The sequence below is a fragment of the Bacillus cereus group sp. BfR-BA-01309 genome, from assembly GCF_022664315.1.
GTDB classification, from domain to species: domain Bacteria; phylum Bacillota; class Bacilli; order Bacillales; family Bacillaceae_G; genus Bacillus_A; species Bacillus_A mobilis.
Window position 1 is genome coordinate 224,447 of record NZ_JAKUHE010000009.1, and the last position, 25,524, is coordinate 249,970.

A 25,524-nucleotide genomic window follows, 5' to 3' on the forward strand; every position below is an offset into this window, starting at 1 on the left:
CACGGACTGGTTAAATTTTCTTTATCAATATGAAATCGAGTCGAAATATGATATATTAAATTTTGTACATATTGCTTATACTATGAAATAAATGACACGCATCTTAACTTTATCCTAAAGCCTCGGTAAGCCCTGTTAAGCGCGCTTTACCAATACAAAAAGCAAAAGTATCAGTGAGACTTAATCGGGCTCTTATGAACTAAAATTCATTGGGTAGGATAAATTAAAAATACATAATAGTAGGAGTGTTTATTGAATGAAGAAAGCTATGCTTGCCTTAGCCGCAACAAGTGTAATCGCATTATCAGCATGTGGAACAGGATCATCATCAGACAAAATCGTTACATCTAAAGCTGGTGACATTACAAAAGACGAGTTCTACGAGCAAATGAAATCACAAGCTGGTAAACAAGTACTAAACAACATGGTTATGGAAAAAGTACTTATTAAAAACTACAAAGTTGAAGACAAAGAAGTAGACAAAAAGTTCGATGAAATGAAAAAACAATACGGTGATCAATTCGATACACTATTAAAACAACAAGGTATTAAAGAAGAAACGTTAAAAACTGGTGTGCGTGCTCAATTAGCGCAAGAAAAAGCTATCGAGAAAACAATCACTGATAAAGAATTAAAAGATAACTACAAGCCTGAAATTAAAGCAAGCCACATTCTTGTAAAAGATGAAGCGACTGCTAAAAAGGTTAAAGAAGAACTTGGACAAGGTAAATCTTTCGAAGAGTTAGCGAAACAATACTCTGAAGATACTCCTTCAAAAGAAAAAGGTGGCGACTTAGGATTCTTCGAACATGGTAAAATGGTTAAAGAATTCGAAGATGCTGCTTATAAATTGAAAAAAGATGAAGTAAGCGAACCTGTAAAAACACAATTCGGTTACCACATCATTAAAGTAACAGACATTAAAGAACCAGAAAAATCTTTCGAACAATCTAAAGCTGACATCAAAAAAGAAGTCGTTCAGAAGAAAGCACAAGACGGCGAATTCATGAATGATCTTATGATGAAAGAAATCAAAAAAGCTGACGTAAAAGTTGACGATAAAGATTTAAAAGATCTTTTCAAAGAGCAAAAAGCTGACGCTAAAAAAGACGAAAAGAAATAATGAAAAGCTCGGGCTAATCCCGAGCTTTTTTGTTTGCCCTCTTCTCTCGATACATTGTGTTCAGATTCGGTAAATGAAATTATATGATTAGTTCCCCAATTCCACAGAAAGAATAATGTCTTTTTCGTTTTATGGATTGCGTAAAATCTTAGTTACTTATATATTTCCATAATCTTCGTTAACAGAAATTGATTTTGTCATTCATTTAACTAAAACCATTTTTTATGCATTTCATTTAAAAATGTTTCTGTAATTTTAAACCCAGAACTTTCTCCGATAATAGAGTCGATCCCACAATGCGGACAAACTGCTGTGTTATTATCATCCCACCACTCTGTAATTTTTTCAGGATTAAAAATTTCCAAACAATAAAAACAACCACATACAAGATCTTTTTCTAAGTGGTTTCTATTACGAGAACAAAAACGATGTGCTGCCTCAAAATATTTCTCCATTAGTATCCCCCTATTCCTGACTTTCTTCTATTCTTTAATTAGATTCTCCTCGGCAAAATTGCAATTCTTTCTTAAATAAAAACAAAAAACCTTGATTCCACCGCACGGAACCAAGGTTTATCTTATTATTATTGATTAAATGAAAAAACTATGTTAAATTAGTACAGAAACACGTTTTATAAAATACAGAGAACGTATTTATCCGTATCTTAATTGTACACCAAAACACATCTTCAGTCAACCTCTATTTTTCACTTTTAAAGGAGTGCTTACGTATGAACAAAAAACTTGATTTAGAGCAAAAACGATTGGATACCGTAATAGAAACGATTACGGAGCAAATTGATAAACTGGAAAACGAAACTGGCAGACGCCGTGCAGAAGTAATCCATATTCGTAAACACTTTTGGGATGACGTGAAAGTGAATACTGATACTTTTGATGATTATCTTGAAACAGTTATCAACTTAAGACAACAAGCTCAGTCACTAGCTGTCACACAAATTACCCATAAGCACACCTTTAATCGACTTGCCGCATTAAGACGCATGCATAAAGCACCTTACTTCGGAAGAATTGATTTCAAAGAAGAAGGAGAATCTGCTGCGGATCAAATTTATATCGGCGTAGCTACACTTACTGATGCAAGCGGAGAAAACTTTCTTATATATGACTGGCGCGCACCCATTTCGAGTGTGTACTACGATTATCCACCAGGACCAGCTGAATACAGTACACCAGGTGGCATAATCCACGGTAATGTGGAGAAAAAATTACAATACATTATTCAAAATGGCGAGATTGATTCTATGTTCGATACGAGCCTTACAATTGGTGATGAAATCTTGCAACAAGCGCTCGGAAAAGGTACGAACAAACATATGCAGAGCATCGTTGCTACAATTCAGCGCGAGCAAAATGAAATTATCCGTCACGATGAAGGCCGACTCCTTATCGTGCAAGGAGCTGCTGGCAGTGGTAAAACGTCAGCTGCCCTGCAGCGAATCGCCTACTTACTATATAAATATCGCGAATGGCTAAAAGCTGATCAAATTATTCTCTTCTCCCCTAACTCTATGTTCAACAGCTACGTATCTAACGTACTACCTGAACTTGGTGAAGAAAACATGCAGCAAGTGACGTTCCAAGAATATTTAAACCATAGACTAAGCAAGTCATTTGACGTTGAAGATCCTTATGAACAATTAGAATATATGTTAACGGAAACGGATAGCCCTATCTATAAAACGAGAAATGCGAGCATTCGATTTAAAGCATCTACTCAATTTTTTGAGATGATTCGAGCGTATAGACAATCTCTTGAATCTTCAGGCATGCTATTTAGAGGAATGAAATTTAGAGGAAAGCTAATTGTTTCTGCTAAAGAAATTACTGAGCAGTTTTACAACACTGACTCCTCCCTCCGCTTCCATAATCGAATTGAAAAGTTAACGGATTGGCTAAATAAGCAAATAGATGCAATTGAAAAAGCGGAACTGAAAAAGCCTTGGGTAGAAGAAGAAATTGAGTTACTTAGTAAAGATGAATACCAAAAGGCTTATAAATATTTACAGAAAAAAGGCGAGTTTGACGACAACTCCTTTCATGATTTTGAGAAAGAAACGAAAGTACTCGGACGTATGATTGTCCGTAAAAAATTGAAGCCACTTCGTAAAGGTGTTCAAACATTGCGCTTCATCAATTTCACAGGCATATATAAACAGCTCTTCACAGATGCATCATGGGTTACTGGAGAAAAACCGAAAGAATGGGATGACATTTGCTCCTTAACAGTAAACATGCTTGATGAAGGAAAGCTATATTACGAGGATGCAACGCCATTTTTACTTTTAAAAGAATTAATTGAAGGCTTCCAAACGAATAGATCGATTAAACACGTACTCGTAGATGAAGCGCAAGATTATTCGCCGTTTCAGTTTGAGTTTTTAAAACGTCTCTTCCCTGCTGCAAGAATGACTGTACTCGGGGACTTTAACCAAGCGATATTTGCCCACGCGAGTGAAGCAGTGAATTTCAACACACTTACTAGCTTATACGGACCAGATGAAACGAACGGCATCAACTTAACTCGTAGCTATCGCTCAACAAAACCAATTATTGAATTTACACGTGCTCTCGTACCGGAAGGAAAGAACATTCACGCCTTTGAACGTGACGGCGAGAAACCTACAGTGACGAAAGTATCAAGTGACAGCGAACTGCATGAGCATATTACTGCCAAAGTTGCTGACCTACAAAAAGAGCAGCACAATACGATCGCAATTATATGTAAATCTGCAGCTGAAAGCGCCGCTGCCTACGAAGCTCTTCGTCATATCGAAAATATTAAACTTGTGAAAAGTAACTCAGCCGAGTATGAGCAAGGCATTGTCGTGATCCCTGCTTACTTAGCGAAAGGTATCGAATTTGATGCGGTTATTATTTACGATGCTTCTAAAGATGTATATAGCGACGAGAGCGTTCGTAGATTGTTCTACACTGCTTGTACGCGCGCAATGCATGAATTACAACTTTATAGCGTTGGCGAGGTTAGTCCTTTTATACTTGGGGCTGATTCGGAGAGTTTTGAAGTTATTACACCTTGATGCGAATCAAGGTGTTTCTTTTTAAAACAAGTATGACCTCATCTAATATTTAGATGAGGTCATACTTGTTTTATTTTGCCGCAATATATTTACATATACTTCTGTTAACACTAAAACCGAAACTTTTATTTTAGAAAAAATTGTATAAATGCGAAACTATCATAAATATAATGGCAAATCCAACTTACCCAAACACTATTGGATTTTTTCCATACATAATTTAATGCCAATCTAATTGGAATGATCGTTATTAATAACTGCATTGGCACAAATCCATAAGCTGGAATATGCCATAAAGCGAACAATACACTACATATGATTGATGCCGTGCCGAATTTCAACCCTAATTTTTGTAATGCAATCATTACATTGGTACAAATCAACTCTTCGCCCATTAGCATAAATGGTACACGGAATAAAATCATAGAAATACTTATTACTTCTGCAACAGAATTTTTAGTTGCTGGTTCAAAAATGTAATTGAATATAGCACCAGAAATTACACCTACAATAACTACTAAAGGTAAACCCCAAAGTAATGTCTTAAATTTAAAATGTTTAAATTGCTCTAACGATATTTTCCCTAAAAAATAGTATCCAATAATTCCACATAACAGAAGATTCCATAGAGCTTCAAGAATCATTCCTAATACATTAGGTATAGCATCTCCCAAAACTTTTCCTAAGAACTGATATGTAATTCCGGTAATCATCAATAACCCCAAAGCCAAGAGAGACTTTGAATCAATTTTTTTCTCTGTTTCTAAAAGCTTTGTTTCCACAACAACCCCTTCTCCCTTATTATTCAGTTAATTGCGAATATATTATAGCACAACGACCTATTATCTATATAGCGAATGGATGGAAGAATTTTGAAGATGCTATGAATTTTATCACTAAGTTAGAACCGTTACATTATATGTATAGGTGAGCTGTGCGAATTCCAGAAAAATAAAACCACCTTTCCCCTAAAAAATATAGAGAACAGATGGTTTAGGCGTTTTGATGGATGTCCCGTTTTCGGGGTTCACTTCAATCATCAAGGTGTTTTTCTCATTCTAAACGGCATATCTTTACGCCGATATACACTCAGCACAATCCCCATTATAAATGCATGAAATAGAGTTGGTACTAATCCATAACTAATAAAAGGTAATGATATAGAAACACGTGGTAATAATCCTAAGATCATGCCAACGTTACAAATGAAATGGACTACAAAAAGAGTCACTCCACCAACGAGAAGCAATTTACCATAACCATCATTTATTTTATAAGCTATGTTCATTATTCTTACTGCAAAAAGAGAAAGAATCAAGACAAGAACTAACGCAAGCACATATCCATAATAGTAAGTCAAACTCGCGAATACAAAATCAGTATGGGCAGCAGGGATAGATTTTATATTTCCATATGTACCAAACCAACCTGCCGACGACATTGCCTCTTGTAAACGTAAATACCATAGATCATGCTCTGGGTTTAAAAACCCTAAAATTCTAGCTACCCGGTATTCTTTTACAGCCGACCAAGAAAATAGATCTCTAATAATAAAGAGAAAAATTGGTAACATTGTAATGAGCCATGCTGTTTTCTTTCCTAGCTTACTCCACCAAAGCATAACGAATACCATCGTAATATAGATAAAAATTGGCACCATAATCGATGTCGTTACAAATAGATATAAAGAAAATAAATACAAAATGAAAAGATGTATAAACTTTAATCTACTGTTATTAAAAAAAGAAGCCCAGGTTAGAAAAAAGAATGGTATCGTCATTAAACAGTCAATTTTGATGGGACCAATTTTCATCAACGCTTCCCCATTTATAGAAATAGTCGGAAAACATTTTATAGCTAACAAGATCAGTATTCCAATTGTATAAAACAACCACCCGAGCCTCTCTAACTTCCGATAATCAAGTAGCATGATCCCAACAGCCGTTACAATGCCGAGAATCACAAAAATCACTTTGTTCATTAGTAAATCGTTCGTATTACCAAGAGCGATTATTGGCAAAAATCCTAATCCCATAGCAGCCACTAATAAAATAAGTAAGAACCAGTCCACCTTTGGCTTATGCAGTTTATTAAGTTCCTGGCCAAGTTTAATCGGACTTCCCATTTGTTCCACAGCTTTATTTTCAGCAATTTCCTCACTTAATCCTTTTTCTATCCATGTGTTCTTCGCCTGTTTTAAGTGAAACTCTAGTTCAGTTGCTACAAAGCTCTTTGCTTCTTTTGATTTAATATGATTCGTAACCTCGCTTACAAAACGATCCCCTTTTTTATTCAATTCCGCCTCACTCCTGTACTAAGCCTTTTAATATAAATTGTACCTTCGTAGCATTTTTTTCTGCCTTTCGCAGCATCTTTCTGCCTTTATCATTCAGTTGATAATATTTCGCTCCTTCATGATCCCAACTTGATTGGATAAAATGATTCTGTTCTAGACGATGTAATACGGTATATAAAAACCCTTCATTTCCTTCAAATTTTCGAATCCCTCTCCCTCGTAGTAGCTGTGACAATTCGTATCCTGTTTTTTCATTACTGAGGAGTTGTAAAATCGCTAAAGAGATGTCCTCTTCCTTCTCGTTTGACGCATTGATTTTTTCGCGCACCTGCTTTCGATGTTGATCAGAAAAACTCAAATGTTTAAACGTTGTATTCTCCATTGATTTTCGCAGGCCTTTTAATCGATCTTCCATTTGATTATTCCTCCAATCCTTTCTTCAAAAGCTCCTTCGCCTTTTTCAGTCTCGTTTTTATCGTATTCTCTTTCACGTCTATTACAATAGCAATCTCTTTAATTGATAATTCCTCATAATAAAATAGGTAAATGACTTCTCGGTATTTTATCGGTAAGTTCATTACTGCAGAAGCGAGCTCACGGTCCTCAGCATTTTGAATGACAGTTTGTTCGACACTATCATTTTGAACCCCAATATAAGCAGCTTCATCCTCTGTCACGATCACCTTTTTGTTATACCAACTTTTTATATAATCCTTACATTGATTAATCGCAATTCTCCATAACCACGTTTTCACATTCGACTTCCCTTTGTATGTATGAAGAGATTTATAACACTTCACAAATATATCTTGCGTTACATCCTCAGCAATCTCTTTATTGTTTACATATGAATACACAAGCTGCAGGACTTCTTGTCCATACTTGTTCATAATTTCATCGATAAGGAGTTCCTTATCTTCTATTTCAAACGCTTCTACCGTTAATTCATCCACATCATTTCCTCCTTCCCATATATTAGACGACGTACTGTATGGAAAAGTTTTATAAATTTATAAAAAATACGGATGGCAATAACGTTTTTTATAAAACACTTCCTCAGTAACTTACATATAATAAACCGAATAGTCGTTACAATACATTCACCTAAAGAGCGCCTCTCTCCCAAGGCGCTTTTTAAGTTTGCAATAAGGGTTGTGTCTTAGTTTTCTATCGCCAAGATTCCCCTCATCGCTAAATTAAAAAGAGAACCGATTTAATCGAATCCTCCTTCTTTCTAACGCTCACTTAAAAAATCTAATATTTCATGACCATACAAAGATGGCTTGATTATATCAAAACCGATACATAACACACAAAAAACCACCTAAAGGCTCCCCTTCAGGTGGTTTCTATTTTACGCTAACGAGCTGCCTGTTCTTGTTGATCTACAGGAATTACAGCGTCTCTTAATGCTTTTTCTAGTTCAGCTGTGTATTTATCATCATTTATAGCACCAATAAAGACGGATCATGCACCCGTTTCATAGCAGTATCAATAACCAAAAAACAACACCTATTACGAATATAAAAATCCTCTCACTATATAGTACCTATGTTTTCAGTGATACTCTATTATCATCAAGCTAAATTCATATAATTTTAACTACACGATAGCAAATTAATTTTCAAATATCTTCTTGCGCATAGCCCTAAATTTATTATCCATTTGTATCATGCTTATAAATAAAAGATATCCTATCGATGCACCGAGCATATTTATAGCAATCCGCCACACATCAAAAACATCAGATAAAGTTAGTAAATGTAATAACTCCCAAACAAGAAAGGTCATAACATACCACTTACAAGCTTTCTTATAGTTCGTCACTTTATTAATCAACACTGGAACAAAAAATCCAAATGGAACTAACAATATTATATGTTGTAAAACGATTAACCAATAAGTTGAGTTCCCCCACAGACCCGGATGCGCAATAAAATCTTTAATTTGCCAAAGTGTTATTCCAAAAAGTTGTAATAACGTTTCTAAGTCAGATATATGTAAAAATTGCTGCCAAAATTCAATCGGATGATAGACAGTTCCACCTGTCAAACTACGAATAGAGTCAAATGTAGAAGTTGAAATAAATGTTCCTAAAAAGACAATAAAACAAATCATTATATAAGGAATACATAAAATTTTTGATAATATCTTTAATGGTCTAGGAACTTCGTATACCGATTGATTAATCCCTAAACCAATGACTTTTGATTCGCCAAAACTTTGAATCGCTTTATACACTGCTTCTTTTTCATTCATACCTTGTTCCATATATTCTTCTTTCAAGCTGTTCAAGTGATCATATATTTCTAGAAATAGCTCATCCTGTTCAATATTACTAAGTTCTGAATAAGCTAAAATGGACTTAATATACTCATCAAATTCACTCATAAATAACTCCTTTCTGACAAGCTTGAATTAATGATGTTACACGCTCCCAAGAGTTCACTTTCTTCTGCAATTCTTTTTTCCCTTTACTTGTAATAGTATAAAATTTCCTTTTCATCCCATTCTCAGATTGATTCCAATAAGATTCAAGAAATTCCTTTTTTTCTAATCGCTTTAAAGCTGGATACAAAGTTCCCTGCCCCATACTATACAAATCTTCACTTGCATCCTTTAAACTTTGAGCTATTTCATATCCATATGTATCACGTTTTGCAATGATAGAAAGTAATAAAATATCTATACTTCCCTTCAAGATTTCTTTGTCCAACAATACCACCACCTTACATACATCGTATAACAACATATGTCGTTATGCAACATAGTTAGAAAAATAAACCACCAAAAAAACCACCTAAAGGCTCCCCTTCAGGTGGTTTTCTATTTTATGCTAATGCAGCTGCCTGTTCTTGTTGATCTACAGGAATTACAGCGTCTGTTAATGCTTTTTCTAGTTCTGCTGTGTATTTCATTTGCTCTTCTTTGCTCCAGCCTAGTTTCGCAGCCATGTAGTTGATTACTGCTTCTTTCCACTCGTATACCCAGTGGATGTTGAAGAATACAGCGCCTCTGCGGCGTACGAAGAAGTCAACTGGTTTTGCTGTCATTTCGTAATCCATTGCGTATACAAGTGGGATTAGAACGTTTAGCGGCATGTTGTATTCTTTCGCTTCATCTTTATGTTTTTTCGCTAAGTCGAATAGTACGTCTACGTTAGAGCCGTAGAATTTCGCGAATTCTTCTGCTTGTGCTGTCGTTAAACCGTATTTCGTACCTTCGCCTGCTTTTTTCGCAACGAATGCTGGGAATCCGTGTGAACCATCTACATGTCCACCAGAGATTGGCATATGTTTCGTGTCGCTCTTCGCATATGCACTATGACCTTCTTTTTGTAATAGATTCGTTACATAGTCTACTACCATTTCAGCCATTTTGCGGTATCCAGTTAATTTACCACCTGCGATTGTAATTAAACCAGATTCAGAAGTCCAAATTTCATCTTTACGAGAAATTTCAGATGCATTCTTACCTTCTTCATAAATTAACGGACGTACACCAGCCCAGCTTGACTCTACATCTTTTTCTGTAATTTTTACACTTGGGAACATGTAGTTAATCGCATTAATGATGTATGTGCGATCTTCTGTTGTCATGTGTGGTACAGCTGCGTCTTTATCATAGAACGTATCTGTTGTACCTACGTATGTTTTTCCGCCGCGAGGAATCGCGAACACCATACGTTTATCTGGTGTATCGAAGTAAATCGCTTGGCCTAATGGGAAACGTTTTTGGTCAATTACTAAATGCACACCTTTTGATAACTGAAGTACTTTTCCTTTTTTCGAGTTATCTTTTTCACGCAGTGTATCTACCCAAGGACCAGCTGCGTTTACAATTTTCTTACCGTACACTTCATATACTTCTCCATCTAGTAAATCGATTACACGTACACCACATACTTTTCCATCTTTATATAAGAAACTGTCTACTTTTGCGTAGTTAACAGCTTTCGCACCGTGTTCAATTGCTTCTTTCATTACTTCAATTGTAAGACGCGCATCGTCTGTACGATATTCTACGTAGTAACCTCCGCCTTTTAATCCTTCTTGTTTTACAAGAGGCTCTTTGTTTAATGTTTCTTCACGGTTAAACATTTTTCTGCGCTCGCTTCGTTTTACGCCTGCTAAGAAGTCGTATACACGAAGACCAATTGATGTACTGAATGATCCGAACGTACCGCCTGTATGGAACGGAAGTAACATCCACTCTGGTGTTGTTACATGGGGACCGTTCTCATATACGATCGCACGCTCTTTCCCCACCTCTGCTACCATTTTCACTTCAAGCTGTTTTAAATAACGTAGACCACCGTGTACAAGTTTCGTTGAACGACTTGATGTACCTGCTGCAAAGTCCTGCATTTCAAACACAATTGTTGATAACCCGCGTGTTGCTCCATCTAATGCAATACCAGAACCAGTAATACCTCCACCAATTACGATCACATCTAACTCTTGTTTATTTACTCCGTTTAATACGTCTTTACGTTGTTTACTTGAAAATTTCATGGTAATTCCTCCCTTTGATAACGAAAAAAGAGACCACAAACTCCGCTATAGATTTCGCCTCTATAGCGCGTTGTGGTCTCTCCAAATCTCCTACCGAATTATTAACTTGTCACCATTATAACACTGTTTATGATTATTTGAAAGCTTTTGTTGCTTCAATTGCTTTTTTCCATCCAGCATATAGCTCTTCGCTTGTTTCCGCTTCCATCGTTGGTTCAAAGCGTTTGTCCATATGCCACTGTTCTTTAATTTCATCTTGGTTTTTCCAATATCCAACCGCAAGACCAGCTAAGTATGCTGCACCTAAAGCTGTCGTTTCGTTGATCACTGGACGCTCTACAGGAACATCTAAAATATCACTTTGGAACTTCATTAAGAAGTTATTTTTAACAGCTCCGCCATCAACGCGTAATGTGTTCAGTTCAATACCTGAATCTGCTTCCATTGCGCATAATACATCTTTCGTTTGGTAAGCTAAAGATTCTAGTGTTGCACGAATGAAGTGCTCTTTCGTCGTACCACGCGTTACACCAAACATAGCGCCGCGTACTTCACTATCCCAGTACGGTGTACCTAAACCTACGAATGCTGGTACAACGTATACACCTTCAGTTGATGCAACGCGTGATGCGTATACTTCACTCTCACTTGCATCTTTAAACATGCGCATTCCGTCACGTAACCACTGAATTGCAGAACCTGCTACGAAAATACTTCCTTCTAATGCGTAATTCACTTTACCATCTATTCCCCATGCAATTGTTGTTAATAGGCCATGCTCAGAAGCTACTGCTTTTTCACCTGTGTTCATTAACATGAAGCAACCAGTTCCGTAAGTGTTCTTCGCCATACCTTCACCGAAACAAGCTTGTCCAAATAATGCTGCTTGTTGGTCACCAGCTACACCTGCAATCGGTACATTTTGACCGAAGAAGTGATAGTCAATTGTTTCTCCGTAAATTTCAGATGATGGGCGTACTTCTGGAAGCATGCTCTTTGGCACTGTTAACATATCTAGAAGCTCATCATCCCACTGTAAGTCGTGAATGTTAAACATTAATGTACGTGATGCATTTGAGTAATCTGTTACGTGCGCTTTACCGCCAGACAATTTCCATACAAGCCACGTATCAATTGTTCCGAATAATAGATCGCCGTTTTCCGCTTTTTCTCTTGCACCTTCAACGTTATCTAAAATCCATTTTACTTTCGTACCAGAGAAGTATGCGTCAATTAAAAGACCTGTTTTTTCGCGAACCGTTTCGCTATAACCTTTTTCTTTTAACTCGTCACAAATTTCAACTGTTTGACGAGATTGCCATACGATTGCGTTGTAAATTGGTTTTCCAGTCGTTTTATCCCAAACAACCGCTGTTTCACGTTGATTCGTAATACCGATACCAGCGATTTGTTCTGGTTTTACATCTGCTTCGCTTAAGCAAGTTGCGATAACTGCTAAAATAGATCCCCAAATTTCTTGTGCGTTATGCTCTACCCAACCTGGCTTTGGAAAATGTTGTGTAAACTCTTTTTGAGCTGAATGAACAATTTCACCTTTTTTATTGAATAGAATTGCGCGTGAGCTAGTTGTTCCTTGGTCTAAAGAAAGAATATATTTTTTCATATCGGTTTCCCCCTATGCTACTTTTCTACTATTTGTATTGCTTTCACTTTTTTTACTTGTCATATAAGAGATTGCTAGTACAATCACAGTTGCAATAATCACATAAATAAGTGCTGCATTTTGTTTTCCTTCAAATACAACTTGATGGAATAATCCTGCAAGTGATCCACCTAAAATTGGACCAACTACTGGAATCCATGCATACTTCCAGTTTGAACCGCCTTTTCCTGCAATCGGAAGGAAGAAGTGTGCGATACGCGGACCTAAATCACGAGCCGGGTTAATCGCGTATCCTGTTGTTCCACCTAATGATAAACCAATACTTACGATTAAGAAACCTACGATAAATGGATTTAAACCATCTGCAAATTTATTTGCTCCAATTGCTAATATACCAAATACTAAAACGAATGTTCCAATCATTTCACTCAAAAGGTTTGTAAATGTGTTCGGAATTGCTGGACCTGTTGCAAATACACCTAATTTTGTTCCTGGATCTTCTGTTTCTTTCCAGTGTGGTAAGTAATGTAAATATACAAGAACTGCCCCGATAATTGCCCCAATCATTTGTGCTGCGATATAACCTGGTACGTCACTCCATGGGAACGCTCCCTTAAAAGCAAGACCTATCGTTAAAGCCGGATTTAAATGTGCCCCACTAATTGATCCAACTGCATACGCGGCTACCGCTACTGCTAAGCCCCAGCCCATTGTAATGACAATCCAACCAGAATCTTTCGCAAACGACTTCTTTAAACTTACACCAGCGCAAACGCCGCCACCAAGTAAGATTAACAACGCAGTCCCTATTAACTCTCCTAAATATGCTGACATAGTATCCCTCCACAATCAATTTAAACGCTTCCAAATGTGATAGAGGTAAAATGAATGGCCATTCGTTTTTGTAAAAAGAAAAAGACCCACAGCTTTGCACGCTTCTATATAAATTTATATAGAAACAATGAAATGTGGATCTCTTCTTTTCTCCGTCACGTTTATTAACTTGTCTATAATGTTAACCTCTCATGAAAGCGGTGTCAACAGAATTTTTTCACATTTTCGTCACTTTTTTTGGTAATGTTTCCATAGTTCTCGTTTTGATGTCGTAATTGCTGTCGCACCAGCATTTAAAGCTCTTTCAACATCTTCCACAGTACGAATGAAACCACCAGCTAAAATCGGGACGCCCGTACGCTCTTTCACTTCAGCAATCACATCCGTTAGCGCACCCGGAAGCACCTCTATATAATCCGGCTTCGTCTTTTCTAGCAAATTACAGCTCTTTTCCATCGCGCTAGAATCAATTAAAAAGATGCGTTGAATGGAAACAACACCCTTTTGCTTCGCCTTCATAATTACACTCGCCTTTGTCGAAAGTAACCCGTACGGTCTAAACTCTTGGCATAAATACTCCGTCGCATGCCCATCACTCTGTAAGCCATGAATTAAATCCACATGTAAAAATACCTTCTTACAATATTGCTTCGCAAGTGACACGACACTCTTCAATTGACCAACATGAATATCTAAAATAACAATATACTCATACGAACTATGTAATAGCTTTTCCAAATCTTTAATTTGCCTCACTGCCGGCAAAATCTTCTGTTCATGAAATTCCATTCTAAATGTCCCCTTCTTTATGTCATCCTATCCTTTATAGTACACAATTTGAGTAGAAAGAACAGCTAGTGCGGGGAATTATTTCATCTATCTATATATTTTCTTCAACTTATCAGATCCCATACCACCTATGACCATTAATATGAGAGGTAAAAAATTCATTATATATGGTGCATCTGCTACAAATGTAATGCTCGCTCCGGCAAACTTATTTAACGTCCATACAACGATTTTGGTAAGAAATAAAAATACGCCTATCATAAAGAGACTATCGAAAAACACCTTCCATTTTGGATATGCTAATTGTTTACTATCTTCAATTACTTTTTGCGTCAACTCTTCGTCACTCCTTAGCAGTTCATCAATCGTAATACCGAACAGATCGCTTAAATGAATAATAATTTCAATGCTCGGATAGTTCTTTCCCGTCTCCCATTTTGAAACAGACTGCCTACTTACATGAATTTTTTCAGCCAAATCATGTTGCGACCAATTTCGTTTTTCTCGTTCTTCTTTTAAACGTTCACTAAAAATCATACAGTGTTTATCACCTCTCTACGTCTAGTATGGTCAAATAACGGATGAAGAGTAAAGCGAGTTATCGTTGCGTAGGTGGTGCAACTTGTGCGTTACATCTAAAAATGACGCTATGTATCATGTCGATTTCATATACTTTTCTTCTATAATAATTTCCCGAACAATAATTGCGCCTCTTAATATTGTCGTTTTGTGTCGGTAAGTCGATATTCTATGTCGAATCGTCGATATATTTCAGGAAATAAAAAAAGTGGATAACAAGACGTTATCCACTTTTCTCTAATTATAATAAAACCGAATCCTTATCATTCAAATCGTTTTGTTAATTTCTCAACTTATACTAATATGGATAGCGCCAGGGAAAATAATGAAGAGATAAAATTAGAACGAACAAAAAACCCTGTAAAATTTATCCCGCTTTAATGGGCAGTAAGACCCCCACCTTAAAATTCAGCGAAAGCAAATAAGTTAGATGGGGATCAACTGCCCATTAAAGTCCGATTGGTGAGGGCTGATAATCAGTGGGGATGAAGAAAATCCCCACTGATTAAAGTTTCACTTTATTACAGGGGTTTTTGCCAATTACTTATTGTTTCGCATAACGAATACGAACGTTATCGTCCATATGATAAATTTGTAATGTGTTTCCATCATAGTTTTGTAATTTATACATCATACTATCATTTGTTAACTTTACTTCTTGACCGTCTTTAACTGCTTTTGTTACTTTTAAGGATAACTGAAATGACGGAACATCTACCGCATATGTTCCTGTTAGGTAGTTATCTTTATTCGGATAAGAACCATTCGCATAGGACTCAAATGTTTTATCACCTTTTAGTACTAACGTAGTTTTTATGCCACTACCGTAATCAATACCCCAATTCCCAATAATCTCAGTACCATCTTTGATGTTCTTCTCCATGTTTCCATAATTAATTCCTAACTCTTCACTTGTACCGACTGTACCTACAAATACTCCTGTTCTAGCTTGGCTTTTATCTGTTTGAGCCTGACTATCAGTAGTTGGGTTTGTCGATGTAGAACTACTTGTTGTACTAGTAGATTTTTCTGTGGCTGTATCACCTTTTATTTCGGATCTTAACTTATCGAATGTAGGTTTCCAAATACGTTTTGCTTCCTCTAGTTTTGTATTTGCTTTATTTAAGATTTCCTTATCAGTCTCTAAGCTGAAGCCTTTATCGTTGAATAACTTCTCTATTTCGCTGAATGTTTCTCTTAGTTTACCTGTCGCTCTTTCAATCTCTTTTTGGTCTTCTTTATGTTTTGGCGGTGCGTAAATCTTTTCTATCTTATCAAATACTTTATAGATGTCTTTAATACTATCTAATACCTCAGCTTTTGATTTACTTCCATTTCTCAAATCTTTTACAGAAGCATCATAGTAATCAAATCGTCTTAACATATCCTGTTCAATGTCTAATAAATACTGTGCATAATCTTCATCTAAAACTCGAACCTTTTGAACATCTTTACTTTCTTCTTTCGAATTAGTTGATTTTTCTTTCGTTTCAGCAGCCTTAGATTTACTTGTTTCTTCTTTATTTGCTGAATCTTTTACTGTAACACAGCCACTTAATAATATGGCAACTGGAACTGCAGCAGCTATTAGTTTCTTTACTTTCATACCTCATACCCCTTTAAGTCATTTATTCTTAGTTAGTTTTACTACCGATACTCTTCGCTGCTTCTTCAAACAGTTTTGAACCTTCTTGTGCTTTACTTAATGATTGATGCATTTTACTCTCGTCTTCTTGGTCTAATGCATCAAAGAGAAGTTGGAAACAATCCGCATACAGTTCCATCGATTGCTTTATCTTCGCCTGTTCTCCCTGTAATTCAGGAGGTGCTTGTAGATTCTTCAGTTTCGTTGCAGTTGCCTTTGCTCCACCTAAACTCAGTTGTACTTCACTTTTCTTTTGTTTGTATGACTTTACATCTGAACCTGCTATTCCTTCAATTAATTTCATTGTATCTTCAATTTGAGTAGCACTGTTTATGATATCTGCCTTGTACCTTTCAACATCTGAGCCAGTGACCTTACCAGTTGAAGAACTAGAAGCAGTTGAATTATTTGAAGAAGAACTTTGTTGACTACTTGATGAACTACTATTTGTACCTTCACCTTTCGCTACAGATAAGCTATCCTCTTTCTTGCTATCAGTTGACTTACTCTCTTTTTCAGCAGTCTTACTCTCTTTCTCTACCTTTTGCGTTTCTTCTTTCTTTGGTTCAGCTTTCTTACCATCAGTTTCAATTGTAATACAACCACTCAATAACATAACTGGTAACGCTAAACTTACTAATTTCTTTGCTTTCATGATTACTAATACCCCTTTATTTGTAAAATGTAGTGCAAACAGCTTAATATACTTAACTAATAAATTCTCCCAAATAATTTATCAGCATCTACTATCCATAGATTTCCTGTATATTCATAATCTTTCCATATATCATTTTACAAAGAATTACATATTTGGTCAAAGGGATTTATGTAGTCTTTACAGGGAAATTTATTAAACGAAAAGAAATTTTAATCACAAAGAAAAGAAGCTAACCATAAACTGTTAACTTCTCAACTGAAAGTAAAATAGTATCTTTCCTTATCTTCTAATATCTAGGTTGGGATTGAATATTTGTAAGATGAACATCAAACATATCAATGATTTCAAGAAATCTATCAGCTTCACGGAAAACATGGTCTGCTAATAACGGATGAATGATACTCTTAATTTTACATTGCTCAATTAAATCACGTGCTGTTTTCTTAAAATCCCGAAGAGATGTAACCGACACACGATTTTGATCTAAAAATTGATCTAAAAGAGGGACTGTTTGGGATTGTGGTTTCATAGATTCTAAGTCAATTGCTTGATACATCAATTCATCAAAATCATTACTAAAATTCCGAGCTGTATCTACAAGCTTTCTTTCCGATGGATCAAGAAGATGACCAATAAATTTAGCGTGATCTGCCATAATCCTTAAAAAGAAAACATTTTCTTTAATAATAGCATCAGGAAGAGCATCTAATTTCCCTTCATTTAATTGTATTAAACGTTTTCTAAAATAATCAGCTTCCCTACTTGTATGGTCAACTAACAGCGGAAAGTTATTTTGTCCTGGCAATTTACATGTGAGAATTAACCCTAAAATTTTTCGTTTAAATCCCCAAATATTAGTTGCGGCTTGTTGTACTTCTGCATTAAATCTTTTTATTTGATCAGGATCTGTTTCATTTGTATAGGAATGTGCTATTTGTTCAATATGTTCAAACAATCGATAAAATTGATTAGCCTCTTCGATTAGTTGCGTATCCTCGCATCTAAATCCTAAGCGAAGAAAAAAAGAATGCTCCTTCATGATTCTAGACCAAAAACGAATTTCATTTAATGAACGCTCAACAAACATTACAGACGTAACACCCGTATCAGGATGTAATGATGGTTCATCCCTATGCATTGTTAATCCCCCCCGTAGATACTGCGCTAGTTCCATTCTTATGAGGAAACATATATATAAATACCATCAATAAAGGTTCATGATGAATTTCTTATACATGCTCCTCAAAAAGAAAAAAAGCCACCACCTAGATGTAAAGTTCTACTAGTTGGTAGCCTTTCAATATTTCTATTAAAGCAAAACCGAATCCTTATCACTATCCTGATTCCGCTTCTCTCGCTCTTCTTCTAAACGCTTCATATACACTTCGCCTTCTTTTTCGATAAACTCATTATCCATCTCTTGCTCTTTTCTTGAAGTATATAAAACCATGTAGCCACTTAATACGATCCCGACGATTACAAGATACACCCACCATGGTAAAGTTTCCACTGTACTTCATCCCTTTCCTTAGACAAGCCTTATTAGTTTCACTGTATGAGGAAAGAAGTGGATTTATGCTTAAAATTTATTGCGGATTCTTCGCGAAGAACGCTTGTACATATTCCATAAACTCTATTGGTTCCTGGCGAAACGGTGCGTGGTATCCTTTTTCAATGATATGGAACGTACTATCCGTAAATAGCTGATGATACAGTTCACCATTTTTCCAAGAAACGCTCTTATCGTGACGTCCCCATATAATTAAAGTCGGCACCTTAATTTTGTCTGCTTCCATCGCGATGCGGCGCTCTCTCATTTTCGTCAGCTGATCATAATGTTCTTTATCGTCGCGACTATTTTTCACTGCATTTTTATTATAATCCGTAATCTCTGTTACAGTTTGTAAGTCCGTCGATAGTGGCGGCACTTCATAACTTTCTTTTTGCTGGAAAGACTCAATCCCTGTAGAATCCGCTAAAACGAGATGCGTTACTGCATCCGGATATAAATACGCTAAATTTAGAGACATCTCTCCGCCCATAGAATGACCAAGTACTGCGAATTGATCGTATCCGAGTTTCTTCATTAGTTTATAATATAAATTCACTTGCGCAGGAAACGAATACTGAAAATCAACTGGCTTCGAAGAACGTCCAAACCCTAAAATATCAACCGCTATAATCGTGTGATCCTTTACAAGTTCCGGGTAAATATCACTAAACCCATCAGATGAACCACCAAACCCGTGAAGCATAAGCAACGGCGGCTTCCCCTCACCAATTTGCTTAAAGTAAATCGTCTGCCCATCAATTTGCGCCATACTCTCTTTCGTATTCAGCTTCATCATAACAGTATTTTTCACTTCTCCAACCTTTGCAATCGGCTTATCAACGAAGTTACATACGATTAACAAAACGAGCACAATACCGCTAATGAAATAAAATTTAAACCGTTTCAAAACTCCCGTCTCCTTTCTCTTGTTGCTATTTAAAGTTTTTACATTATTTGGTTGTTTTATGATTATTTTTAATTGTAACTATAACAGTTACAATTATACTAAAAAAATATTACTCACTGCCATTAGTGATGGTTATTTTGTAACTATTATAGTTACATATTTAAAGTAAGTCAATTCTTTTTAGTCGTAAAAAGAAAAGGGACCTCGTTATGAGGTCCCTTTTCTTTATTATTTAATTTAAAAATGGTCAGCGTGTGAGTCTTGTTTGCTAATACCGCCACCGTCACCTTTATTGAAGTTGGCTGGTGCTCCTCCATCTCCTCTATTATCTGCTGGTGCTCCGCCCGTGTCTCCTCTATTAAAACTAGCATAGTCTGGTCTTGCTGGTGCTCCACCAGTATCTCCTTTATTAAAGCTAACATAGTCTGGTCTTGCTGGTGCTCCGCCTGTCTCTCCTATATTTAATGCTTGATTTGTAAACGCACTGTTAACTCCAATTGATAACGCACCTACTAACGCAATCCCCAACATTCCAAAGTGAATCTTTTTCATTATTTTAGCGCTCCTTTTTTTAATAATTTTTTTTGAGCTTTATGACTCATGTAAAAATAGTGACTTGCTTTATTATGATTCTCTTCTTTATGAAACCTTAGAGCTAACATTTCAGCGTATTCCTGTATACAATCCCATAGCTCTTCTCTTTCAAAATAAGTAATGCCTTCTAAAACTACTTGCTCTAAGCTTAATGTAGGTGATTTTTCGTTTACACTTTTCAAAATCATAAAACGATATTGAAACTCTTCCTTATTTAATTCTTTACAAATATCCAAACCTTTTTCAATCAGATCTGCTGCCAATTGATATCGCCCTAATTTATAACATTCACGCGCTTCAACAAATAGCGCTTTAAAAAATTTCGGCTGTTTTTTTGTAACTTCGGATGCATGGCGAACTGCAAGTTCCGATAAATCTTGACTAGCATACAAAAAGGCTAAATTATGACGCACCATTAAAATATATTTTTCATAATTTACCTTTTGGAAAATATCCATAGCAGCATTAAAGCTTTCTTCCGCGAGTTCATAATTTTTCAAATCTACACAGCACAGACCAAAAGCATTTTCACATAGCGCTATATTTATTTCGCAACCTATATGTTTTTTGAACTCTTCTTTCGCTTTTCTCAAATAGTCAATTGCATTAACTTGTTGATATGTCTGATAGTAAAAATTACCCATACGATAATCAAACTCTGCATTTTCTAAAGAGTGCGAAACGTATTTCAGTAGTTCATTTGCTTTTTCATAACTTTCCTTCGCATCGCTATATTTAGACATTGAAGTACAATATATTCCTTTAAAAAAATGATAATAATACGCTAAAAACCCTTTAGTTGGAATTTCAAAAGATTCTATTCTCTCAAAACTATTTTCTTTTATATTCAACCAATCCGTCAGCATTTTATATCTAAAATCTAATAAGGTAAAATACAAAGATAACTCCTGATCCACATCCAGCCCACTAATCTTACTATCAATCTCCTCTTTCATTTCTGTGGCTTTCTCTATGTTTTGCTGCAACATTACACGATACCAATCATCTAAAGAATGTTTCATTTGCTCCCGTGTTACTACATCTGCTCCCATTCACTCGCATCTCCTTTTCTCAAACTTACAAAATTAGGATATTTATACAATTATCAAAATTGTATATTATCACCTCTTTTCTATGTATTGAAAAATAATTGTCAGAAAATTTATAATTTAAATGAATTATACCAAATATTTCTATTTAGAAAACTTGAGAAACATTTTTCAGAAAATTTTATAGACCAAACAAAAAAGCAAGCAGTTCCAGCGATTAGCTAAAACTACTTGCTCTCCTACTTATTCTCTCTATTGTTACTCTTTAATAAATTCCTTCGTGCTTCTTACTGTATCAATTGGACGAACTAATTTTTCAATTTCTTCACGTTTTGGCTCTAGGAACGGAGGTAATGATAATTTTTCACCAAGTGTTTCGTATGGCTCATCTCCCATAAATCCTGGGCCGTCTGTTGCAAATTCAAATAAAATTTGCGGTGCTACTCTTGCGTATAATGATTCGAAGAAGTGACGATCTACATATCCAGATGACGGAAGGCCAACGCTACCGATTCTCTCAATCCATTCTTCTAATACAGCACGATTTTCTACGCGGAATGCAGCATGGTGCACTGTACCAAATCCTTGTTGTGCTTCAGGAAGAACCGTATTATGTTCTACAATAACAGAAGCACCGTTTCCGCCTTCGTTTACTTCAAATAAATAGAATTCTCCTTCTTGCCCAATCTCTTTAAATAATAAAACTTTCTCTAACACTTCTTTAAAGAAACTAAAGTTTGCGATACGAATAAATACAGGTCCTAAGCCAGTAATTGCATATTCTAATGGAACTGGACCGTTTTGCCACGGTGTACCTGATTCTATCCCGTTATCTAATTCATCTGAGATTAATTGATAGTGCTGATCATCAAAGTCCACAAATGAAAGAGTTTTCTTACCAAATTGCTCTTTAATTCCTGTATGCTCCACTTCAAGACGGTCAAAACGTTTCACCCAATACGCTAATGCTTCATCAGTTGGAACGCGGAATGAAGTTTTTGAAATTTCATTTGTACCATGTACTCCTTTTGGAACACCTGGGAAGTCAAAGAATGTCATATCTGTTCCTGCACTACCTTTATCATCTGCAAAGAATAAATGGTATGTTTGGATATCATCTTGGTTTACTGTTTTTTTAACTAAACGCATTCCTAAAACGTGAGTGAAAAACTCATAGTTCTTTTCTGCACTACTTGTAATTGCTGTAACGTGGTGAATTCCTTTTAATTGGTTCATTTTATATTCCTCCAGTGGTTTTAAAGTTATATTTTCTCTTCTATTACTTCTCTTCAATAGGTGCTAATTTTGCTTCAATTTCTGCTCGCTTTTCTTCTAGGAACGGCGGTAAATCAAGTTTTTCTCCTAAATGCTCTACATCGCCATCAACTGTAAATCCTGGTCCATCTGTCGCAATTTCAAATAAGATTCCGTTTGATTCGCGGAAGTATAAGCTTTTAAAGTAGAAACGGTCGATAATGCCTGAAGAATGGAAACCTTTTTGTATCACCTGTTCTTCCCAATGAGCTAGCTCTGCATCATTTTTTACACGAATTGCCAAATGGTGAATGCTACCACGGCCCGGCTTTTCAGTAGGACCATCTAAATATTTCACAACGATTTCTCCGAAGGCTTCTCCTTTAATAGACTGGAAAATCGCTTCTTCGTCATTTCGGCTAACTTCTGTATAACCAAATATGTCTGTAAGTGTACTCGCCAGTTTATCAAGTCTACGCACTGTCATTTCCACAGAACCCATTCCTTGAATTTGATGCTGTGCAGGAACTTCTGATTTCTCCCAAGTTTCCCAGTGCTCCACTTTTTCTCCGTTTGAAACGAGTAGTACGAGGCGAAGACCTTCCGCATCCTCAAATTGCAAAGCAGGACGATTTGCATATGTTGTTATTTCACTGTGTTTCACACCAAATTTCTCAAATCGTTCTTTCCAGTAATGTAAGCTTTCCTCTGAAGGAACGAGTAATCCGATTCGCGTAATTGCATTCGTACCACGGTATGTTTTTCCTACTAAAGGCATTTCAAAAAATGATAGTTCCGTACCTGGGCTCCCTGTTCTATCTCCGTAAAATAAGTGATACATCGATGGATCATCTTGGTTTACCGTCATTTTCACACGGCGTAAACCAAGCACGTTTTTATAAAAATGGTTATTCTCACTTCCGTTTTTTGTAACCATTGAAATGTGATGATGCCCTTTAATTTCATACATTGATAATTCCTCCGCTTCATTTTACTAGTCAAGTGATACCTAAAAAATAATATGCTTCTTAGCTTTTCAATTTATTCTCATTATGTTTTTGTAAATTCATCTTAGTTTTTACTGAATAAGTTACTTCGTTTTTTTAATCAAAAGCAAGTGAGTGTATGTTTTTCATATGACTCAATCGCTTTCGTTACTATCACTTTACATCTCAAGTGATTAAAAAGCAAGTGATTTATCTCAAATTCGAGATATTTTTTTATTAAATAACATTTTGGACTAAAAACACGAGAAATTCTTGGTTTGAGGAAATTATAAAATTCATAAGTTGATGGATGTGAGATATCGCCAGCATTTTTGAAAAAAACACGCTAAGAGTATGCGAAATTTTATACAGTTTTTTCGTTAATCCAATAACAGACAAGAACCCTAAAACCGCACCAGAATAGGAATGTATAAAAAATTGCATAGATCCGTAGAACGTAAAAAGGAGGTTCCCTTGTGAGAGCAGGGTTCCTCCTTGTCCTTGCTACCGATAATAGGACGTTATGTTAACTGATCATGTATAGGATATTCATATAGGAATTGTTTCTATCAATGCTGAATTATACAAAGAAGGAGGCATGATAATGAAAAAAGAACAATTAATATTAATTGCTAGTCTTACTCTTTTATTTCCTGTCCTTGAATTTTTCTTCCAGAAATATGATTACTTCAATTTTTACGCACATATAGGTATTATAGCCATTGCTGTATCAACTGTCGTATTCACACTCCATTATATAAAACAAATTTATTGGAAATTATCGATCGTATGAGGAAATTATGAAAGAATAGAATTTAATTGAATATGTTTTCTATTACCCGTTTCAAGCTTTTCCCCATACCTTTTACTGCCCATACTAGTTTAAGGAACACTTTAAAGATAGCATCCCATACGTGTTCATTAATAAAAAATTCGTATACTTTCTTTAACCACTCTTTCGGGGATTTACTCTTACGTTTAAACCTTTGCCAATGCGTTTCTTCACTAGTTTTCATAACTCCCCCTTCTTTCTTAATCGAATATGCTTTCTATTAGAAGTTTTAACACCTCGCTATAATGATGAAAAGAACGAGGTTTATCATATCTGGCAATTTAATCACTCCTAATTTTAAATTAAATTCATTATATAACGATTTCTAAATTTTAAGTTAATTACTAGTGAGAATTAAGCAAAATTTAAACAAAAACACCTATATTAGGCTTTAGTTACAGGTTTTCCCCCTATAAAATCAACTATTTGCGCCACCAACTATGGGGTACGCGAATTACTTTGATATTATCTTTGAACGAACAAAATAACTCCTTTCGAAAAACAAATGAACTGATATTAATCAACTTCCAATAACGAGAATTATGTAAATAAGCTGCCCATATGGACAGCTTATTGTATTTTTTGCTTAACATATTTTTTCTGAAATACTGGTGTTACTCAACTAAAAAGTTGATATGCTCCCATTCTAGTGGCGAGATATGTTTTATTTGTTCTTCGTTACACCCATGCGTACTTCTTAACTATTTTATTTCATTTTTAATAAAGTGAAACTTTAATCAGTGGGGGTTTTCTTCATCCCCCACTGATTATTAGCCCTCACCAATCGGACGTTTACGGACAGCCCGACTCCCACCTAACTTCTTTGCTTTCGCTGAATTTGGAGATGTGGTCTTACTGCTCATTAAAGCGGGATAAATCGAAATTTAATTACTTAACATTATGCTTATCTTGGGAGCTAGGTATTTTATCGGTGAGTGTATACAAACCATGTAATGCTTGCTGTTAATAATGCTGACGAAATCAAAGCTGTAAGAACACTATATGTTTGCCACATAAGTATTGTTGACCAATCGAAAGCACAGCACAGTATACCCAGGGCAATCGTAGCGGTCAGGAAAATAACTGTTACGGTTATTCTCTTTTTTGTCATTGGCTGCCGCTCATTCGTTCTCCTACTGCGTAATCCTAAGAGAAATAGCAAAACGGCCAATAGGCAAAGAATAATTGTGATAGACGACAAAATGATATCCAAAAGCTGTGTGCCGC

At 35.8% G+C, this 25,524-nt stretch carries 25 protein-coding genes and 1 pseudogene; 3 read left to right on the forward strand and 23 right to left on the reverse strand.

Annotated features, from left to right (window positions below):
- Window positions 1–256 precede the first annotated feature (256 nt).
- A complete protein-coding gene (gene prsA, locus MR115_RS18750) occupies window positions 257–1,123 on the forward strand; it encodes a peptidylprolyl isomerase PrsA (protein ID WP_242242281.1) in 867 nt (288 codons plus the stop codon).
- A gap of 209 nt (window positions 1,124–1,332) precedes the next feature.
- Here the strand turns inward: prsA and MR115_RS18755 are convergent, their stop codons facing one another.
- Complete coding sequence (locus MR115_RS18755; RefSeq protein ID WP_242242282.1) at window positions 1,333–1,578, reverse strand: cytoplasmic protein; 246 nt, start codon at window positions 1,576–1,578, stop codon at window positions 1,333–1,335.
- A gap of 275 nt (window positions 1,579–1,853) precedes the next feature.
- Here MR115_RS18755 and helD point away from each other — a divergent pair, with 275 nt between their 5' ends.
- The gene (gene helD, locus MR115_RS18760) at window positions 1,854–4,184 is read left to right on the forward strand and encodes an RNA polymerase recycling motor HelD (protein ID WP_242242283.1); all 2,331 of its coding nucleotides are present in this window, start codon (window positions 1,854–1,856) and stop codon (window positions 4,182–4,184) included.
- A 125-nt stretch (window positions 4,185–4,309) separates the two neighbouring features.
- Here helD and MR115_RS18765 read toward each other — a convergent pair whose 3' ends face one another.
- The 20 genes from MR115_RS18765 to MR115_RS18860 all read right to left on the reverse strand — a co-directional run bounded on the left by MR115_RS18765 (window position 4,310) and on the right by MR115_RS18860 (window position 23,449).
- Window positions 4,310–4,966, reverse strand: a complete 657-nt coding sequence (locus MR115_RS18765) for a CPBP family intramembrane glutamic endopeptidase (RefSeq protein WP_242242284.1) — start codon at window positions 4,964–4,966, stop codon at window positions 4,310–4,312.
- A gap of 257 nt (window positions 4,967–5,223) precedes the next feature.
- On the reverse strand, window positions 5,224–6,480 hold the full coding sequence (locus MR115_RS18770; protein WP_242242285.1) for an FtsW/RodA/SpoVE family cell cycle protein: 1,257 nt from the start codon (window positions 6,478–6,480) through the stop codon (window positions 5,224–5,226).
- Window positions 6,481–6,487: 7 nt separating this feature from the next.
- Window positions 6,488–6,895 carry a PadR family transcriptional regulator gene (locus MR115_RS18775; protein ID WP_242242286.1) on the reverse strand — a complete coding sequence of 136 codons (408 nt, stop codon included), beginning with the start codon at window positions 6,893–6,895 and terminating at the stop codon, window positions 6,488–6,490.
- A gap of 4 nt (window positions 6,896–6,899) precedes the next feature.
- Window positions 6,900–7,433, reverse strand: coding sequence for a sigma-70 family RNA polymerase sigma factor (locus tag MR115_RS18780; protein WP_063262030.1), 534 nt, complete (start codon window positions 7,431–7,433; stop codon window positions 6,900–6,902).
- A 664-nt stretch (window positions 7,434–8,097) separates the two neighbouring features.
- Window positions 8,098–8,871, reverse strand: a complete 774-nt coding sequence (locus tag MR115_RS18785; protein WP_242242287.1) for a VanZ family protein — start codon at window positions 8,869–8,871, stop codon at window positions 8,098–8,100.
- Complete coding sequence (locus MR115_RS18790; RefSeq protein WP_016104079.1) at window positions 8,864–9,196, reverse strand: PadR family transcriptional regulator; 333 nt, start codon at window positions 9,194–9,196, stop codon at window positions 8,864–8,866. The genes MR115_RS18785 and MR115_RS18790 overlap by 8 nt, the downstream gene beginning before the upstream one ends.
- A gap of 115 nt (window positions 9,197–9,311) precedes the next feature.
- On the reverse strand, window positions 9,312–10,994 hold the full coding sequence (gene glpD / locus MR115_RS18795; protein WP_242242288.1) for an aerobic glycerol-3-phosphate dehydrogenase: 1,683 nt from the start codon (window positions 10,992–10,994) through the stop codon (window positions 9,312–9,314).
- A 133-nt stretch (window positions 10,995–11,127) separates the two neighbouring features.
- Window positions 11,128–12,618, reverse strand: a complete 1,491-nt coding sequence (glpK, locus tag MR115_RS18800; RefSeq protein ID WP_097819076.1) for a glycerol kinase GlpK — start codon at window positions 12,616–12,618, stop codon at window positions 11,128–11,130.
- Window positions 12,619–12,630: 12 nt separating this feature from the next.
- Entirely contained in the window at window positions 12,631–13,452 is an 822-nt protein-coding gene (gene glpF, locus MR115_RS18805; RefSeq protein WP_242242289.1) for a glycerol uptake facilitator protein GlpF, read from the reverse strand.
- Between the two features lie 228 nt (window positions 13,453–13,680).
- Complete coding sequence (glpP, locus tag MR115_RS18810; protein WP_061678705.1) at window positions 13,681–14,241, reverse strand: glycerol uptake operon antiterminator GlpP; 561 nt, start codon at window positions 14,239–14,241, stop codon at window positions 13,681–13,683.
- An 87-nt stretch (window positions 14,242–14,328) separates the two neighbouring features.
- The gene (locus tag MR115_RS18815) at window positions 14,329–14,778 is read right to left on the reverse strand and encodes a helix-turn-helix domain-containing protein (RefSeq protein WP_242242290.1); all 450 of its coding nucleotides are present in this window, start codon (window positions 14,776–14,778) and stop codon (window positions 14,329–14,331) included.
- Between the two features lie 586 nt (window positions 14,779–15,364).
- Complete coding sequence (locus MR115_RS18820) at window positions 15,365–16,426, reverse strand: DUF3994 domain-containing protein (protein WP_242242291.1); 1,062 nt, start codon at window positions 16,424–16,426, stop codon at window positions 15,365–15,367.
- A 28-nt stretch (window positions 16,427–16,454) separates the two neighbouring features.
- A complete protein-coding gene (locus tag MR115_RS18825) occupies window positions 16,455–17,120 on the reverse strand; it encodes a DUF7018 domain-containing (lipo)protein (RefSeq protein ID WP_242242292.1) in 666 nt (221 codons plus the stop codon).
- A 289-nt stretch (window positions 17,121–17,409) separates the two neighbouring features.
- Complete coding sequence (locus MR115_RS18830; protein ID WP_242242293.1) at window positions 17,410–18,261, reverse strand: DUF2935 domain-containing protein; 852 nt, start codon at window positions 18,259–18,261, stop codon at window positions 17,410–17,412.
- 171 nt (window positions 18,262–18,432) lie between these two features.
- The gene (locus tag MR115_RS18835) at window positions 18,433–18,633 is read right to left on the reverse strand and encodes a sporulation YhaL family protein (RefSeq protein WP_063262039.1); all 201 of its coding nucleotides are present in this window, start codon (window positions 18,631–18,633) and stop codon (window positions 18,433–18,435) included.
- Between the two features lie 76 nt (window positions 18,634–18,709).
- Window positions 18,710–19,582, reverse strand: coding sequence for an alpha/beta fold hydrolase (locus MR115_RS18840; protein ID WP_242242294.1), 873 nt, complete (start codon window positions 19,580–19,582; stop codon window positions 18,710–18,712).
- A gap of 237 nt (window positions 19,583–19,819) precedes the next feature.
- Window positions 19,820–20,134: a Phr family secreted Rap phosphatase inhibitor gene (locus MR115_RS18845; RefSeq protein ID WP_242242295.1), complete on the reverse strand. Its 315-nt coding sequence runs from the start codon at window positions 20,132–20,134 to the stop codon at window positions 19,820–19,822.
- Window positions 20,134–21,228 carry a response regulator aspartate phosphatase gene (locus MR115_RS18850; protein ID WP_242242296.1) on the reverse strand — a complete coding sequence of 365 codons (1,095 nt, stop codon included), beginning with the start codon at window positions 21,226–21,228 and terminating at the stop codon, window positions 20,134–20,136. The genes MR115_RS18845 and MR115_RS18850 overlap by 1 nt, the downstream gene beginning before the upstream one ends.
- Before the next feature lie 255 nt (window positions 21,229–21,483).
- A complete protein-coding gene (locus MR115_RS18855; protein ID WP_242242297.1) occupies window positions 21,484–22,461 on the reverse strand; it encodes a ring-cleaving dioxygenase in 978 nt (325 codons plus the stop codon).
- A gap of 43 nt (window positions 22,462–22,504) precedes the next feature.
- Window positions 22,505–23,449, reverse strand: a complete 945-nt coding sequence (locus tag MR115_RS18860; protein WP_242242298.1) for a ring-cleaving dioxygenase — start codon at window positions 23,447–23,449, stop codon at window positions 22,505–22,507.
- Between the two features lie 620 nt (window positions 23,450–24,069).
- On the opposite strand from MR115_RS18860, the gene MR115_RS18865 reads away from it, so the two are divergent.
- Window positions 24,070–24,258: a hypothetical protein gene (locus MR115_RS18865; RefSeq protein ID WP_000712159.1), complete on the forward strand. Its 189-nt coding sequence runs from the start codon at window positions 24,070–24,072 to the stop codon at window positions 24,256–24,258.
- Window positions 24,259–24,280: 22 nt separating this feature from the next.
- Here the strand turns inward: MR115_RS18865 and MR115_RS18870 are convergent, their stop codons facing one another.
- Complete coding sequence (locus MR115_RS18870; RefSeq protein ID WP_000858032.1) at window positions 24,281–24,481, reverse strand: hypothetical protein; 201 nt, start codon at window positions 24,479–24,481, stop codon at window positions 24,281–24,283.
- A gap of 741 nt (window positions 24,482–25,222) precedes the next feature.
- Window positions 25,223–25,524 (reverse strand): annotated as a pseudogene (locus tag MR115_RS18875) (hypothetical protein); the annotation flags it as partial.

Excerpts from the sequence above, each read along its gene's own strand:
- prsA (WP_242242281.1), top strand. The coding sequence starts at position 257 with ATGAAGAAAGCTATGCTTGCCTTAGCCGCAACAAGTGTAATCGCATTA.
- MR115_RS18755 (WP_242242282.1), bottom strand. The coding sequence starts at position 1,578 with ATGGAGAAATATTTTGAGGCAGCACATCGTTTTTGTTCTCGTAATAGA.
- helD (WP_242242283.1), top strand. The coding sequence starts at position 1,854 with ATGAACAAAAAACTTGATTTAGAGCAAAAACGATTGGATACCGTAATA.
- MR115_RS18775 (WP_242242286.1), bottom strand. The coding sequence starts at position 6,895 with ATGGAAGATCGATTAAAAGGCCTGCGAAAATCAATGGAGAATACAACG.
- MR115_RS18785 (WP_242242287.1), bottom strand. The coding sequence starts at position 8,871 with ATGAGTGAATTTGATGAGTATATTAAGTCCATTTTAGCTTATTCAGAA.
- glpD (WP_242242288.1), bottom strand. The coding sequence starts at position 10,994 with ATGAAATTTTCAAGTAAACAACGTAAAGACGTATTAAACGGAGTAAAT.
- glpK (WP_097819076.1), bottom strand. The coding sequence starts at position 12,618 with ATGAAAAAATATATTCTTTCTTTAGACCAAGGAACAACTAGCTCACGC.
- glpF (WP_242242289.1), bottom strand. The coding sequence starts at position 13,452 with ATGTCAGCATATTTAGGAGAGTTAATAGGGACTGCGTTGTTAATCTTA.
- glpP (WP_061678705.1), bottom strand. The coding sequence starts at position 14,241 with ATGGAATTTCATGAACAGAAGATTTTGCCGGCAGTGAGGCAAATTAAA.
- MR115_RS18815 (WP_242242290.1), bottom strand. The coding sequence starts at position 14,778 with ATGATTTTTAGTGAACGTTTAAAAGAAGAACGAGAAAAACGAAATTGG.
- MR115_RS18820 (WP_242242291.1), bottom strand. The coding sequence starts at position 16,426 with ATGAAAGTAAAGAAACTAATAGCTGCTGCAGTTCCAGTTGCCATATTA.
- MR115_RS18825 (WP_242242292.1), bottom strand. The coding sequence starts at position 17,120 with ATGAAAGCAAAGAAATTAGTAAGTTTAGCGTTACCAGTTATGTTATTG.
- MR115_RS18830 (WP_242242293.1), bottom strand. The coding sequence starts at position 18,261 with ATGCATAGGGATGAACCATCATTACATCCTGATACGGGTGTTACGTCT.
- MR115_RS18845 (WP_242242295.1), bottom strand. The coding sequence starts at position 20,134 with ATGAAAAAGATTCACTTTGGAATGTTGGGGATTGCGTTAGTAGGTGCG.
- MR115_RS18850 (WP_242242296.1), bottom strand. The coding sequence starts at position 21,228 with ATGGGAGCAGATGTAGTAACACGGGAGCAAATGAAACATTCTTTAGAT.
- MR115_RS18855 (WP_242242297.1), bottom strand. The coding sequence starts at position 22,461 with ATGAACCAATTAAAAGGAATTCACCACGTTACAGCAATTACAAGTAGT.
- MR115_RS18860 (WP_242242298.1), bottom strand. The coding sequence starts at position 23,449 with ATGTATGAAATTAAAGGGCATCATCACATTTCAATGGTTACAAAAAAC.
- MR115_RS18865 (WP_000712159.1), top strand. The coding sequence starts at position 24,070 with ATGAAAAAAGAACAATTAATATTAATTGCTAGTCTTACTCTTTTATTT.
- MR115_RS18870 (WP_000858032.1), bottom strand. The coding sequence starts at position 24,481 with ATGAAAACTAGTGAAGAAACGCATTGGCAAAGGTTTAAACGTAAGAGT.